Origin of the sequence: Ramlibacter sp. (assembly GCF_035706265.1) — a bacterium.
Classification (GTDB): domain Bacteria; phylum Pseudomonadota; class Gammaproteobacteria; order Burkholderiales; family Burkholderiaceae_C; genus Ramlibacter.
In genome coordinates, this window is sequence record NZ_DASSVG010000615.1 from 1 (window position 1) to 14581 (window position 14581).

A 14581-nucleotide genomic window follows, 5' to 3' on the forward strand; every position below is an offset into this window, starting at 1 on the left:
CCTTGCGCGGCCAGCGGGCGGCGGCGGCTTCGGCGACGGCACGCAAGGCCTCTTCGCCGCCCTCTTCCCGCGGCCGCAGGAACAGGATGCAGCCCGCCACGACCGGGGTCGGCTGCGCCGTGGCGCCGCCATCGCCGCCCGCATGCGGCCCTTCCTGCGCGGCCTGGGCCGGCGGCAGCGGGACGCGGGCGGCTGTGGCGGCCTGCACGCTACTTTCGAAGCCCCTGCAGCTTGGCGAACGCGCCCTGCATGGCCGACCCGATCGCCGGGTTGTTCGGGGCGCGCTGGCCGCGCGCGGCGCCCTCGAAGCGGTTGTCGCGCGGGCGGTCGCGGCCGCCCACCGGCGCGCCCAGCTTCATCGTGAGGCTGATGCGCTTGCGCACGGGGTCCACTTCCAGCACCTTGACCTTGACGATGTCGCCGGTCTTGACCACCTCGCGCGCGTCCTGCACGAACTTGTGCGACAGCTGGCTGACGTGCACCAGGCCGTCCTGGTGTACGCCCAGGTCGACGAAGGCGCCGAAGGCCGCCACGTTGCTCACGGTGCCTTCCAGCTCCATGCCGGGCTTCAGGTCGGCGATGTCGTCCACGCCCTCGTTGAAGCGCGCCACCTTGAAGTCCGGCCGCGGGTCGCGCCCGGGCTTCTCCAGCTCGCCCAGGATGTCCTTGACGGTGATGACGCCGAACTTCTCGTTGGCCAACAGCTCCGGCTTGAGCGTCTTGAGCATCTCGGCGCGGCCCATGAGCTCCTGCACCGGCTTCTTCACCGTGTCGAGGATCTTCTCGACCACAGGATACGTCTCGGGGTGCACGCCAGTCATGTCCAGCGGGTTGTCGCCGCCGCGGATGCGCAGGAAGCCCGCGCTCTGCTCGAAGGTCTTGGGGCCCAGCCCGCTCACCTGCAGCAGCTGCTGGCGGTTGCGGAAGGCGCCGTTCGCCTCGCGCCACTGCACCACGGCCCGCGCGACCGAGGGCGACAGGCCCGACACGCGGGACAGCAGCGGCGCGCTCGCCGTGTTGAGGTCCACGCCCACCTTGTTCACGCAGTCTTCCACCACCGCGTCGAGCATGCGGGCCAGCTCGCTCTGGTTCACGTCGTGCTGGTACTGGCCGACGCCGATCGCCTTGGGTTCGATCTTCACCAGCTCCGCCAGCGGGTCCTGCAGGCGGCGCGCGATGCTGGCGGCGCCGCGCAGGCTCACGTCCACGTCGGGCAGCTCGCGCGACGCGTACTCGCTGGCCGAATAGACCGAGGCGCCGGCCTCGCTCACCACCATGCGCTGGATGTCGGTGCCGAGGCGCTTGACCAGGTCGGCGGCGAGCTTGTCGGTCTCGCGGCTGGCAGTGCCGTTGCCGATCGCGATCAGGTCCACGCCGTGCTTGCGGCAAAGCTGCGCCAGCGTGTGCAATGCGCCTTCCCAGTCGCGGCGCGGCTCGTGCGGGTACACGGTGGCCGTGTCCACCAGCTTGCCGGTGGCATCGACCACCGCCACCTTCACGCCGGTGCGGATGCCGGGGTCCAGGCCCATCACCACGCGCGCGCCGGCCGGGGCGGCCAGCAGCAGGTCGCGCAGGTTCTCGGCGAACACCTTGATCGCCACCTTCTCCGCCTCTTCGCGCAGCCGCGCGAACAGGTCCCGCTCGGTGGAGAGCGACAGCTTCACGCGCCACGTCCAGGCCACGCACTTGCGCAGCAGGTCGTCGGCGGGGCGCTTCGCATGGCTCCATGCGAGGTGCAGCGCGATCTTGCCTTCCGCGATCGAGGGCTGGCCCGGCTCCGGCTCCACCGGCAGGGCCAGCTTGACGTCCAGGATCTCCTGCGCGCGGCCGCGGAAGACGGCCAGCGCGCGGTGCGAAGGCACCTTGCCGATCGGCTCGTCGTAGTCGAAGTAGTCGCGGAACTTGGCGACGTCGGGATGGTTCTCGTCCTTGCCGGAGGCCAGCTTCGATTTCAGCAGGCCCTCGGTCCACAGCCACTGGCGCAGTGTCTGCACCAGCGCCGCGTCCTCGGCCCAGCGCTCGGACAGGATGTCGCGCACGCCATCGAGCACGGCGGGCACGGTCGTGAAATCCTCCCCGCCTTCGCCCTTTTCCTTTTTCACGAAGGCCACGGCTTCCGTGGCGGGGTCGCGGGTCGGGTCGGCCCACAGCAGGTCGGCCAGCGGCTCCAGGCCGGCTTCGCGCGCGATCTGGCCCTTGGTGCGCCGCTTGGGCTTGTAGGGGAGGTAGAGGTCCTCGAGCTCCTGCTTGGTCGGCGCGGCCTCGATGGCGGCGCGCAGTTCGGGCGTGAGCTTGCCCTGCTCCTCGATGCTCTTGAGGACGGCCTCGCGCCGCTCCTCCAGCTCGCGCAGGTAGGACAGGCGCGCCTCCAGCTCGCGCAGGTGGGTGTCGTCCAGGCCGCCCGTGGCTTCCTTGCGGTAGCGGGCGATGAAGGGGACGCTGGCCCCGCCATCCAGCAGGTCCACGGCCGCGCGGACCTGGCTTTCCTGGACGCGGAGTTCGGCAGCGATTTGTCGAATGATTTTTTGCATCGTGTTACTGCTGCGGAGCACCGGAGAGCGCGCGAGTTTGCCACACCCCTCGCACAGTCAAATAGGGCTCTGGCTGACACCTGTGGCGGAGGCACTGCAGAGAATCTTGACAAGAACCCCCAAGGAGATCCCATGCGCTCACGACTCGTCCTCCTCGTCGTGGCGATCCTGCTGGTGGCAGGCTTCGCCGCACTCAACTGGTCGGAGGTGATGCGGCCTTCGACGCTTTTCTTCGGCCCGGTCGCGGCCGACGCGCCGCTGGGTGCCATCCTGCTGGGGCTGCTGGCCCTGGCCGTGATCGCGTTCGTGGTCTCGGCCGGTGCGATCCGCACCAACGCCCTGCTCGAATCGCGCCACCACTACAAGGAACTGGAAGCGCAACGGGCATTGGCCGACAAGGCCGAGGCTTCGCGCTTCACGGAGCTGCGCGGCTACCTGGACGAGAACCTGCGCCCGCTGCGCGACCGCGACGCGATGCTCTCCACCGAGCTCCAGCGCGAGATGCGCGCGCAGAACGAAGCAACGCACCGCATGCTGGCCGCGCGCCTGAACGAGCTGGAGCAGCGCATGGACATGCGCTTCGAGCGCATGGGCTGGGGCCGCGGCCCCGCCATGGCCCCGCCGGTGACGCGCAGCGAAGCCGCCCACGCGGTGCGCGAACGCGAGCGCGAGCATGACCACGAGCATGCGGCGGCGGAAGAAGCGCGCCAGATGCAGATGCGCGAGGAAGAGCGCATGCGCGAGGAGCGCCTGCGGGAAGAGCGGATCCGCGACGAGCGCATCCGCGACGAACGCGAACGGGCCACCGCGTCCGACCGGCCCGGCAACGAGCCGAGCGGCTGGCGGCGCTGGTTCTGAGCCCAACTCAGTCGAACAGGCCCGGCTGCTCGCCCAGCTGGGCCCGTTCGATCTCCAGCATCCGCAGTTTCGTGTCCGCGCCGCCCTCGGCCGAGAAGCCGCCGGACCTGCCTCCGGCGGCCAGTACGCGATGGCAGGGGATGACCGGCGCGAACGGGTTCTTGCCCAAGGCCTGTCCCACCGCCCGGGCCGCCCCCGGCTCGCCCACCCGGCGTGCCACTTCGCCGTAGGTCAGCACCGCGCCCGGCGGGATCGCGCGCGTCACCTCGTACACGCGCTGATGGAATTCGGGCACCCCTTCCATGTCCAGCGGCAGGTCGGCCAGGTCGTCGCGGGCGCCGGTGAGCAACGCTTGCACGCGCGCGATGGCGGACTGCACGAAGGCAGGCGGATCGGCTTCGGGCACGTCCTCGCCCACGTAGCGCCGCAGCCGCCGCAGCGTGCCGGGGCGCGTGGCTTCCGGCAGCTGCACCGCGGCCAGCGAGCGCCCGGTCCACGCGATCCCGCACGGGCCGATCGCGGTGTCGAACAGGCAGCAACCCTGCGCGCGCGCCATGGCACTCACGTGGGAGACACCGCCCGCAGCACATAGCCCAGGCGCGGGAAGTGCACGTGCACCAGGCCCGCGCGCGCGTCCTCGCGGCGCAGGCTGTAGTGCGTGCGGGTGGCGGCGATGAGCTCGCCCTCGGTGGGCTCGCTGCCGAAGGACTCGGGCGCGATCGTCACCCGGCTGCCCAGGGGAATGCCGTGGTCGTCCTGGAACGCGCTGTCGATCAGCAGGTTGGAGCCGGGCGGCTGCGGCTCGGCGGCCTTGGCGATGGCGATCGCGTCCTGCGGCGCGAGCTGCGTCACCGGCCCGTGGCCGATCGCCTCGACCCGGTTGGCCCACTCGCCCACGGAGGGCGTCGCGTTCAGGATGTCGGCCAGCAGCGGCACCTGGGTGCGCGTGTACCAGATGCCGTGGTAGGCCGCGAAGTCGGCCACGCAGGGCGCGATGCCGAACAGGAAATCGTGCTCGTCGGCCATGTTCGCGATGCGCCGCAGGTAGGAACGGTAGGCCGAGGTGGCGTCGCCGGGGCGCAGCCGCACCATGTTGGTCGTCATGGCCTTGCGGTCCTCCGCGAAGGCCTTGGCCGCTTCGGGCGGCGCCTTGGCGAATACATGGGCGGCGCCGCGCGGCTGCAGGTTGTAGCCCATGGCGGCCCAGAACAGCGTGGAATCGGCCCACTGGGCGAAGATGCGGCACGCGCCCTTGAGGTGCGGCGGATAGAGCGTCGGCTCGGGCCGCACGTGCTCCAGCACGTCGCAGATCAGGGCCGTGTCGCAGTAGACGTCCGCCCCCACCTGCAGCACCGGCGTGCGCCGGTAGCCCCCGGTGAGCGCGAGCACGTCCGGCTTGGGCAGGATCGCCGGCACGTGCACCGACTTCCAGGGCAGCTTCTTGAAGCCCAGGACCAGGCGGATCTTCTCGGAGAACGGCGAGCTGGGGTAGTGGTGCAGGATCAGGTCGTTCATGCGGGCCGGGGTTCGTGGTTGTTCATTGCGGCAGCGCGCGCTGCAGGAGGGCCTCGAAATCGGCGCGGGCGGAGAGCGTGCCGAAGGCCTGGCCCCAGTCGCCGCCGAGGCGCGAGGCACAGAAGGCGTCCACCACCGCCGGCGGCGCCGTCTGCGCCAGCAGCGCCGCCTGCACGGCGAGCGCCACTTCCTGCGCCAGCCGGCGGGCTTCCACCTCGGTGGCCAGCAGCTCGATGCGCATGGGCAGCGTCGCGATCACATGGTCCAGCGCCGGGTGGACGCCCCGGGCCGGCGCCAGTTCGTGCGCCAGCGCCGCCGCCGCGTCGCCGCCGCGCAATGCACGCAGCAGGTCCAGCGCCATGATGTTGCCGGCCCCTTCCCAGATCGAGTTGACCGGCATCTCGCGGTAGATGCGCGCCATGACGCCCTCGCCGTTCTCCTCGACGTAGCCGTTGCCGCCCAGGCACTCCATCGCCTCCTGGCCGAAGGCGCTGCCGCGCTTGCAGATCCAGAACTTGGAGATCGGCGTCAGCAGGCGCGCGATGGCGGCTTCGTGCGGATCGTCGCGGCGGTCATAGCCACGCGCGAGGCGCAGGGCGAGCGCGGTGGCGGCCTCGCTTTCGAGCGCCAGGTCGGCCAGCACGTTGCGCATCAGCGGCTGCTCGATCAGGCGCTTGCCGAAGGCCACGCGCTGCTGCGTGTGGTGCAGCGCGAGCGAGAGCGCCTGCCGCATCAGTCCGCTGGTGCCCAGCGCGCAATCGAGGCGCGTCATGGTGCCCATCTGCAGGATCATGGGCACCCCGCGGCCCTCTTCGCCCACCAGCCAGGCCGTGGCCTGCTCGAATTCCACTTCCGAGCTGGCGTTGGCCTTGTTGCCCAGCTTGTCCTTCAGGCGCTGGATGCGCAGCGCGTTGCGGGATCCGTCCGGCAGCACGCGCGGCAGGAACAGGCAGCTCAGGCCCGCCTCGGTGTTGGCGAGGACCAGGAAGGCGTCGCACATCGGCGCCGAGAAGAACCACTTGTGGCCGGTGACGCGGAAGCGCCGGCCCCAGCCGTCGCTGCCGTCGGCCACCGCGCGCGTGGTGTTGGATCGCACGTCGGAGCCACCCTGCTTCTCCGTCATGCCCATGCCCATGGTCACGCCGGCCTTGGCGCGCCAGGGCTTCAGCTGCGGGTCGTAGCTGCGGCTGGTGAGCAGCGGCCCCCAGTCCCGGTAGATCGCGCCGTTGCCGCGCAGGGCCGGCGTGACGGCGTAGGTCATGGAGATCGGGCACAGGATCGAAGGCTCGAGCTCGGTGAAGAGCATGAAGCCGGCGGCGCGGAGGATGTGCGCATCGGCACTCGAAGCGCCCCAGGGCGCGCCGTGCAGGCCCGCCGCGACGGCCGCGGACATCAGCGCGTGGTAGCTCGGGTGGAACTCCACCTCGTCGATGCGGTGGCCGAAGCGGTCGTGCGTGCGCAGCTCGGGCGTGTGCACGTTGGCCAGCCGCGCATGGGTCTGCATCTCGGCCGAACCGGCCAGCGCGCCGAGGGCGCGCAAGGGAGCGGGATCGAGCTGCGGCGCGTTGAAGCGCAGCGCGTCCTGCAGCGCCCGGTTGGTCTCGAACAGGTTGACGTCGACCAGGGGCTGCGGCTGGTTGAAGACTTCGTGCGTGGCGAATTCGGACATGCGCTCCTCCTCGCGGGCGTGATTCGCCTCAGTATCGCGCAGCCGCGCGCTGCTGGGCAGTCGGAAGCGCTGGGCTTCGCGCTGGCGCGGCTCAGCACCAGCCCACAAGGACCGCCTTCGCGGCTCGGCACCAGCCTGCGACGCTCAAACCAGCTTGACCAGCTGCTTGCCGAAGTTGCGGCCCTTGAGCATGCCGAGGAAGGCTTCCGGCGCGTTCTCCAGCCCCTGGGCGATGGTCTCGCGCGGGCGGAACTTGCCCGAGCCCACCAGCGTGCCCAGCTCCTGCAGCGCCTGCGGCCACAGCTCCATGTGCTCGCTCACGATGAAGCCCTGCACCAGCAGCCGGTTGGTCAGGATCAGCTGCGGGTAGGCCATGGGAATCGGCTTGCCGTCGTAGCCGGCGATCATCCCGCACAGTGCGATGCGGCCGAAAGCGTTCATGCGCAGCATCACGGCATCCATCACCAGCCCGCCGACGTTCTCGAAATAGCCGTCGATGCCGTCGGGGCACTGCTCCTTCAAGGCCCGCGAAAGCGACTGCGCGTCCCCGTGCTGCTTGTAGTCCACGCAGGCGTCGAAGCCCAGTTCCCGCGTGACGTAATCGCACTTCTCCGGCCCGCCGGCGACACCCACCGCGCGGCAGCCGCGCGCCTTCGCCAGCACGCCCACCGCGCTGCCCACCGCACCGCTGGCGGCGCTGACCACCACCGTCTGCCCCGCCTTGGGCTGGATGATCTGCGTGAGCCCGTACCAGGCCGTCACGCCCGGCATGCCGACCGCGCCGAGATAGTGCGACAGAGGCACGTGCGTCGTGTCCACCTTGCGCAGGCCGCCCTGCTCCGCGGACACGACGGCGTATTCCTGCCAGCCCCCCATGCCCACCACCTTGTCGCCGGGCTGGAAGCGCGCGCTGCGGCTCTCCACCACCTCGCCGACCGTGCCGCCCTGCATCACCTGCCCGAGCGGCTGCGGCGCGGCATAGCTCTTGGCGTCGTTCATGCGGCCGCGCATGTACGGGTCGAGGCTGAGGAAGTGGTGCCGCACCAGCACCTCGCCTTCCTGCAGCGGCGGCGTCTCGCTCCTCACGAGCTTGAAGTTGTCGGCACGCGCTTCGCCCGTCGGGCGGCTGTCCAGCAGGATCTGCCGGTTCTGGGGCATGGGGACCTCCTCAGTCGGTGGAGATGACATTGGCCGGCGCGGTGGGCGCCGTGCGCTTGACGTACTTGAAGGTGCCGGTGGCGTGGGCGCAGACGTGGCCCTCGGCATCGTAGACGGTTCCTTCGCTGAAGGCCATGGACTTGGTCCGGTGCATCAGCCGGCCCTTGGCCGTGAGCAGCCCCTGCGAGGGCCGCATGAAGCTGGTCTTCATCTCGATCGTGACCACGCCGGTGTCGAGGTCGATGCTGCGCGCCGCCGTGGCCAGCGTCACGTCCAGCAGCGTCATGATGGCGCCGCCGTGCGCGACGAAGAAGGAGTTCATGTGCTCGCGCTTCGGCTCGAAGGTGAGGACGGATTCGCCGCCTTCCATCTTCACCAGCTCGAAGCCGAGGTGCTCGACGAAAGGAATCTCGACGCCAAACAGCTTGGGACTCGGCACTTCGCTCAGCCCCCCGCGATGCACGACACGCCGCCGTCGACGGCGAGCCACTGGCCGGTGATGTGCTTGCCGGCGTCGGAAGCGAACAGCAGGCAGGCGCCCTTGAGGTCCTCGTCGTCGCCGAAGCGGTGCAGCGGCGCGTTCTTCAGCAGTTCGTCGCCCATGGTGTCCAGGGTGTGTTTCGTCATCTTGCTCGGAAAGAAACCGGGGCAGATCGCATTCACGTTGATGCCGTACCTGCCCCATTCGGCGGCCAGCGCCTGGGTGAAAGTGATCACCGCCCCCTTGGAGGTGTTGTAGGCGATGGTGTTGTGGCCCTCGGGATTGCCGCCCAGGCCGGCGATGGAGGCCACGTTGAGGATGCGGCCCTGCTGGCGCGGGATCATGCTGCGCTTGCCGATCTGCTGCGCGAGCAGGAAGTAGCCCCGGATGTTGAGGTTCATCACCTTGTCCCAGGCCTCGACCGGATGGTCCTCGGCCGGCGCGCCCCAGGCGGCGCCGGCGTTGTTCACGAGGATGTCGACGTCGCCCATGCGCTCCAGCGTCCGGTCCGCCAGGCGCCGGATGTCCTCCTCGCGCGCGCAATCGGCGGCGGTCCAGCGGGCGTCGATGCCGGCGGCCTGGAGCTGCGCGCTCGCCTCCTCCAGCTCGCCCTCCTTGCGGGCGCTGAGCATGATGCGCGCGCCGGCCTCGCCCAGCGCGTGGGCCAGCTGCAGGCCCAGCCCGCGCGAGCCGCCGGTGACGAGGGCCGTCTTTCCCTTCAGGTCGAACAGCTGGAATACGCTGCGTGTCATGGTCGTCCTCGGGTGTCGTGTGTGTGGTGTGAGGACGGGATCATGCCAAATCGTGCGGGGAGGCCCTGTCACTCCTGCGCAGTTGGTGTGTTTGGGGGCCTCGGCGGGCTGCCTTCGGCGAACGGCGGCCGGAACCCGCACCCCCTACCGCCGCGGCCCCAGCAGCACCACCCCCCGCTCCTCGAACAGCCGCGCGCGACTTGCAGCGTCCGCCGGCAGCCGATCAATCCGCGTGAGCACCATGTCCGACGCCAACGGCGCGCGCTTGGGCGAGACGCGCTGCAGCGCCACCGCGAAGCTGGGAAGGTGCACCTGCCACTGCGCCACGGTCCCGGGTCGGGAGGCGGCGACGGCGGCGGCGCGCAGCACCGGCCCCTGCAGGGCCTCGCCGAACCATGGCAAGGCCCAGCCCGCGACCCACAACGACAGAGCGCCGGCCGCTGCCGCAATACGCAGACGCGAGGGCGCGTGCAGAGGCCGCCAGGCGAGCAGCAGGGCAAGACTCGCGAGCAGCAGCACGGGCGGCATCCAGGCCGGCGCGGGTGCACCGGACAGCAGCGCGCGATAGAACGGATCGCGCACGGCCGGCGCGAAGCGCAGCACCGCGAGCGGCAGCACCGCCACGACGAGCGCGGTGACGAACACCCCCACTGCCGCCGCGCGCCGCCAGCGCGGGGAGGCTTCGGCCAGCGTGCGTGCCATCAGAAGCACCAGGGGCGCGTGGCCGTACAGCACGTAGTGCGGCAACTTGGTCGAGGCCAGGGAGAAGAACAGCACGACGAAGCCGCTCCACCCGAGCAGGAAGCGCCCGAGCGGATCGGCCCAGGTGGTGCGCCAGCGCGCGCCCACCGCGGCCAGCAGCGGCGTCCAGGGCAAGGCCAGCAGCGGCAGCACGGCAACGTAGTACAGGGGCGAGCCCGAATGGCCGCCGATGGTGCCGGTGAAGCGTTCGACGTTGTGGCGCAGCAGGAAACCGTCGACGAAGGCCATGCCGTGGCGGTGCAGCGCGTAGGCGTACCAGGGCGCGGCGATGGCCAGCAGCAGCGCCCATCCGGGGACGTCCGCGACCCCGCGGCGCAGCGTCGCCCAGCGCCGGCTGGCGGCGCACCACACCAGCACGGCCGCGCCCGGCACCAGAATCGCGATCGGGCCCTTCACCAGCAGCCCGAGGCCGACCCAGGCATAGGCGCGCCGCAGGGGAGCCTTGGCGCCCGATTCGAGGAAGCGCCACGCATCCAGGGCCGAGAGCACCAGCAGCAGGTTCAGCACCCCGTCCGCGGTGGCGCCGCGGCCGATCATCTGGAAGCCGAGCGTCGTCACCGTCATCGCGCCGGCCAGCAGCCCGGCGCCCGCGCCCCAGCGCCGCGCCGCGAAGGACGCCAGCGCGAGCGCCATCGCCCAGCAGGCCAGTGCCGAAGGCAGGCGCATGGCGAAGGCGTCGAAGCCGAAGGCCGAGGCCGCCGCGGCCTGCAGCCAGTAGACGCCGATCGGCTTGTCGAAGCGGTCGGCGCCGTTGAGCATCGTGTGGCCCCAGTCGCCGCTGGCCAGCATCTCGCGCGTGGCTTCGGAGAACGCGCCTTCGTCGACGTCGAACAGCGGCGTGGCCCCGAGCTGCCACAGCAAGGGCACGGCGAGCGCGAGCGCCCAGGCGATGCGGCGCCATGCCGCCCAGGGCGCGCTGCCCTCCCACGGGGAGAGCGCGGGCGCGGGGTCAGCCATGCCAGCCGGCCTCGTCCTGGGTCCCCGCCTGCGCGGGGACGACGGGCTGGATCCCCGCCGGCGCGGGGACGACAGAGTCGGCGGGTTCGCCCCCGCGGATGCGGTACGGCTTCGCCCGCCCCGCGTCGAAATACACCCGCATCAGCAACTCCGCCAGCACGCCGGTCGTCAGCAGCTGCACGCCGCCCAGCACGAGGAAGAAGCCGAGCGAGAGCATGGGCCGGGTGCCGATCGAATGGCCCATGAGCTTGAGGTAGCCGAGGTAGGCCAGCATCACGCTGCCGACGAACATCACGACCAGGCCGATGCCGCCGAAGAAGTGGCCCGGCCGGGTGCCGAAGCGCAGGAAGAAGTGCACCGCCAGCAGGTCCAGCAGCACGCGGAAGGTGCGTGTGAGGCCGTACTTGGAATGGCCCGCATGCCGCGCGTGGTGCCGCACCGGCTCTTCGGCCATGCGCGAGGGGCTGGTGACGGTGGCTAGCCACGCCGGGATGAAGCGGTGCATCTCGCCATAGAGCCGCACCTGGCGCAGCACGCCGGCGCGGAACACCTTCAGGCTGCAGCCCAGGTCCTGGAACTGCAGGCCGCTCACGCGCCGGATCAGGCGGTTGGCCAGCCACGAGGGGACGCGGCGCAGCAGGACGCCGTCGTGCCGCGCGCGCCGCCAGCCCGCCACCATGTCGAGATCCTCGGCGAGCAGGCGCGCCACCATGCGCGGGATGTCGGCCGGGTCGTTCTGCAGGTCGCCGTCTAGCGTGGCGATCACGTCGCCGCGCGCGGCGTCGATGCCGGCCTGGATGGCGGCGGTCTGGCGGAAATTGCGTGCCAGGTGCAGCACGCGCACATGCGAGCCCGCTTCGCGGGCGCGGCGATCGAGCGCGCGGCCGGTGCCGTCCGTGCTGCCGTCGTCCACCACCACCAGTTCCCACGGCCAGGGATACGCGGCCAGCGAGGATTCCACCGCGTCGATCAGTTCGGCGGCATTCTCCGCCTCGTTGTACATGGGCACGACCACCGAGAGCCGATGGGCGGGCAGCGCGGCGAGCACGGTGGCCGCCGGCTCGGCCAAGGCCGGCTCGCCGAACGCGGGATGGGAGAGGGAGGCGGAACTCATGACGGCGACTCCTCACGCAACGCGGATCCGGCCGGGGCGCACTGTGCCAGCGCCGCCGCGCCCAGCGCCACGGCCAGGCTGAAAGCATGCGCTGCCAGTGCGGCGGAAACGATGGTGACGACGGCATCCGGTGGCGCCCCGGCGGCCAGCCAGGCGCCGCCTTCGTAGACGCCCAGCCCCGCCGGCGGCTGCAGGGGTTGCACGCCGGCCAGTTCGCCGCCGAGCGCGGCGCGGCAGGCCGATGGCAATGGCAGGCCAGCCAATGCCGCCAGCAGGCCGCCGCTGGCCAGCACCTTGAGCGTCCAGTTGCCGACGCTGGCCGACAGCCCGCGCCAGGGATGGTCGACATCGGCGAGCCCCCTGCCCGCGGCGCCCGCGCGCGCGGCGAACCGGCGCCACAGGGGCGGCAGCAGCAAGTGCAGCGCCGCAGCGGCGAGAACCGCGACGACGCCGCGCTGCCAGGCAGGCAGCGGTATCAGCAGCAGCACGGCCAGCATGCCCAGCACCGCCGCATCCTGCAGCCGCCAGCGCAGCAGGGCCAACCCCGCCGCGCCCCAGCCGACGCCCCATTCGCGCCGCACCGCGACCAGGTACGCGGCCTCGCCTGCGCGCAGCGGCAGCATCAGCACCATGGCGTTGTGGGTGAGCACGAGGCGCAGGCAGTCCCACCAGCGCACCTGGGCCACGTGCCGCCAGTCGCGCTGCAGGCGCACGGCGCGCAAGGCGTGGCCGGCCAGCAGCGCGGCGCCGGCGACGAACCACGCCCAGGCGGGCAGCCGCGCCGCCTGAGCGCCGAGTTCGTCGAGCCGGGCGTGCCGCAGCAGCCAGGTCCAGGCCAGCAGGCAGACGAAGACGGTGAGGCTCACCCGCAGGTAGTGCAGCGGGCGCGCCGCGGCCGGTGCGTCGGCTTGTGCGGGCTTCATGTCCGCTCCACCGGCGCGTCGGCCAATCGGGCCGGCGGTTGGACCTCGCGCGCGGCCCGCCAGCGCCAGCCGGCGCTGGTGCAGGCGAACAGGGCCATCGCCAGCACCACCGGCCGCGCGGCCGGGTAGCCCGTGCGCTCCTCCAGCAGCCCCACCGCCGCGGCGACTTCGGCCAGCGCCACCCAGCGCTGGCCGGTGGGCGTGGCGATGGACCGCGCCAGCCGCTCGTGCAGGCCCCGCCCAATGCCACCTTCGCACGCCGCGAGGCAGAGGCCGACCGCCAGCAGGCCCATCCCGGCGCCCACCAGGATGTCGGAGGGCCAGTGCGCGCCGACCACCACCCGCGATACGGAGATGGCGACCGCGGCGCCCGCGAGCAGCCACCGCAGCGCCGCGCGCGAACCAGGGACCACGAGGCACAGCAGGGCCGCCGTCGCGGCCGCGGTGAGCGCATGGCCCGAAGGCATGGACACCGGCGCGCGGAACGCGGCGCCGATCACGTGCAGTTGCGGCAACAGCGCCGTGCCGGCCGGCCGCGGAACGGCCAGCAGCCACTTGACGGCATGCGTGGAAAGCGCGCCAACCACGAAGGTGGGCAACAGCAGCGCACCGAGCCAGCCGTCCCCGCGGTCGGCGGCCAGCACGAAGATCAGGGCGCACCAGCCGAGCCCCAGCACCGTGAGGCAGGACCACGCCAGCGCCTCGATCGGGCCGGGCACCCGGGCATGCAGCTGCAGCAGCCAGGCCGCGTCGGCGCCTGTGAGGTGCACGACCATGCCGGAAGACACCAGTGCAAGGCCGCCCACCGACAGCCAGGACAGCGCGCGCGGCAATGGAACTTGCAGGCTGCTCATGGGCGCCCGCCCTTGCGACCGCTGAGGTTGCCCCCACCGACGATCTCCTCCCCGGGCGCCAGCAGGCGCTGGGCAGTGTGCGGGCCGGACAGGCCGGCCGCACCGGTGAACAGGATCTTCATGCGCCGGAGGGCCTCCCGATCCGGCGCAGTATGCGGCAGGAAAGATTACGCTGTCTTAACAGGCAGGCTCAAAACGCCTCCTCGGGCATCGTCGCGCAGGTGGGATCGCGCGTCTCGACCACGCGCAGCCAGGCCGCGATCCTCGGCAGCTCGTAGTGGAAGAAGTAGCGGGCCGCGCGCACGCGCCCCTCGTCTGCCGGCCGCGCAGGCTCGTCCGGCAGGGCCAGCAGCACGTCGAGCCAGGTCCAGGCGATCACCAGGTGGCCGAAGGCCTGCATGTAGGGCACCGCATTGGCCAGCGCCTGCACCGCATCGCCGGTGGCCCACGCCGCCTTGGTGGCGGCGCCCACGTGTTGCAGCGCCTGTGCCAATGCATTGGCGTGTTCCGCGAGCGGCGGCCGCTGGATCGCGCGCTCGATGGTGGCGTTGATGCGGCCGGCCAGCAGCGCGAGGCCCTTGCCGCCTTCCATCACCACCTTGCGCCCCAGCAGGTCCGCGGCCTGGATGCCGTGGGTGCCCTCGTGGATCATGTTCAGGCGGTTGTCGCGCCAGTACTGCTCCACCGGGAAGTCGCGGGTGTAGCCGTAGCCGCCGTGGACCTGGATCGCGAGCGAGTTCGCCTCCAGGCAGAACTCGCTGGGCCAGCTCTTGGCCACCGGGGTCAGCACCTCCAGCAGCAGGCGGGCTTCGTCCGCGGCCTCGGGCGTGCCGGTGTGCTGTTCGTCCACCAGCCGGGCGCAATACAGCAGCAGCGCGAGCGCGCCCTCGCAGTACGACTTCTGCGCGAGCAGCATGCGCTTGACGTCGGCGTGCTCGATGATGCGCACCTGCGGCTGCGCGGGGTCCTTGCCTGCCGGGCCGACCGGCCTTCCCTGCGGCCGGTTC

15 protein-coding genes are annotated in these 14581 nt (G+C 71.6%); 1 reads left to right on the forward strand and 14 read right to left on the reverse strand.

The window, feature by feature from the left end:
- Both VFM98_RS22020 and VFM98_RS22025 read right to left on the reverse strand, forming a co-directional pair.
- On the reverse strand, positions 1 to 208 hold a 208-nt coding region (locus VFM98_RS22020), incomplete at its 3' end, for a hypothetical protein (protein WP_325112032.1).
- A 1-nt stretch (position 209) separates the two neighbouring features.
- A complete protein-coding gene (locus VFM98_RS22025; RefSeq protein ID WP_325112033.1) occupies positions 210 to 2531 on the reverse strand; it encodes a Tex family protein in 2322 nt (773 codons plus the stop codon).
- A gap of 132 nt (positions 2532 to 2663) precedes the next feature.
- Between VFM98_RS22025 and VFM98_RS22030 the strand changes: the two genes are divergently transcribed.
- On the forward strand, positions 2664 to 3389 hold the full coding sequence (locus VFM98_RS22030) for a hypothetical protein (RefSeq protein WP_325112034.1): 726 nt from the start codon (positions 2664 to 2666) through the stop codon (positions 3387 to 3389).
- A 7-nt stretch (positions 3390 to 3396) separates the two neighbouring features.
- Here the strand turns inward: VFM98_RS22030 and VFM98_RS22035 are convergent, their stop codons facing one another.
- The 12 genes from VFM98_RS22035 to VFM98_RS22090 form a co-directional block, all read right to left on the reverse strand.
- On the reverse strand, positions 3397 to 3945 hold the full coding sequence (locus VFM98_RS22035) for a methylated-DNA--[protein]-cysteine S-methyltransferase (protein ID WP_325112047.1): 549 nt from the start codon (positions 3943 to 3945) through the stop codon (positions 3397 to 3399).
- A 5-nt stretch (positions 3946 to 3950) separates the two neighbouring features.
- A complete protein-coding gene (locus VFM98_RS22040; protein WP_325112035.1) occupies positions 3951 to 4904 on the reverse strand; it encodes a glutathione S-transferase family protein in 954 nt (317 codons plus the stop codon).
- A 22-nt stretch (positions 4905 to 4926) separates the two neighbouring features.
- Positions 4927 to 6573: an isovaleryl-CoA dehydrogenase gene (locus tag VFM98_RS22045; RefSeq protein WP_325112036.1), complete on the reverse strand. Its 1647-nt coding sequence runs from the start codon at positions 6571 to 6573 to the stop codon at positions 4927 to 4929.
- Between the two features lie 144 nt (positions 6574 to 6717).
- Entirely contained in the window at positions 6718 to 7731 is a 1014-nt protein-coding gene (locus VFM98_RS22050) for an NADP-dependent oxidoreductase (protein WP_325112037.1), read from the reverse strand.
- Between the two features lie 10 nt (positions 7732 to 7741).
- The gene (locus tag VFM98_RS22055; RefSeq protein ID WP_325112038.1) at positions 7742 to 8170 is read right to left on the reverse strand and encodes a PaaI family thioesterase; all 429 of its coding nucleotides are present in this window, start codon (positions 8168 to 8170) and stop codon (positions 7742 to 7744) included.
- Positions 8171 to 8175: 5 nt separating this feature from the next.
- Positions 8176 to 8964, reverse strand: a complete 789-nt coding sequence (locus VFM98_RS22060; protein WP_325112040.1) for an SDR family oxidoreductase — start codon at positions 8962 to 8964, stop codon at positions 8176 to 8178.
- Between the two features lie 144 nt (positions 8965 to 9108).
- Positions 9109 to 10683: an ArnT family glycosyltransferase gene (locus VFM98_RS22065; protein WP_325112041.1), complete on the reverse strand. Its 1575-nt coding sequence runs from the start codon at positions 10681 to 10683 to the stop codon at positions 9109 to 9111.
- Entirely contained in the window at positions 10676 to 11797 is a 1122-nt protein-coding gene (locus VFM98_RS22070) for a glycosyltransferase family 2 protein (RefSeq protein ID WP_325112042.1), read from the reverse strand. The genes VFM98_RS22065 and VFM98_RS22070 overlap by 8 nt, the downstream gene beginning before the upstream one ends.
- Positions 11794 to 12720, reverse strand: a complete 927-nt coding sequence (locus tag VFM98_RS22075) for a hypothetical protein (protein ID WP_325112043.1) — start codon at positions 12718 to 12720, stop codon at positions 11794 to 11796. Before VFM98_RS22075 ends, VFM98_RS22070 begins: the two co-directional genes overlap by 4 nt.
- Positions 12717 to 13574, reverse strand: coding sequence for a phosphatase PAP2 family protein (locus tag VFM98_RS22080; RefSeq protein WP_325112044.1), 858 nt, complete (start codon positions 13572 to 13574; stop codon positions 12717 to 12719). The genes VFM98_RS22075 and VFM98_RS22080 overlap by 4 nt, the downstream gene beginning before the upstream one ends.
- Positions 13571 to 13696: a hypothetical protein gene (locus VFM98_RS22085; RefSeq protein WP_325112045.1), complete on the reverse strand. Its 126-nt coding sequence runs from the start codon at positions 13694 to 13696 to the stop codon at positions 13571 to 13573. Before VFM98_RS22085 ends, VFM98_RS22080 begins: the two co-directional genes overlap by 4 nt.
- Positions 13697 to 13764: 68 nt before the next feature.
- A partial coding sequence (locus VFM98_RS22090; RefSeq protein WP_325112046.1) for an acyl-CoA dehydrogenase occupies positions 13765 to 14581 on the reverse strand: 817 nt, incomplete at its 5' end.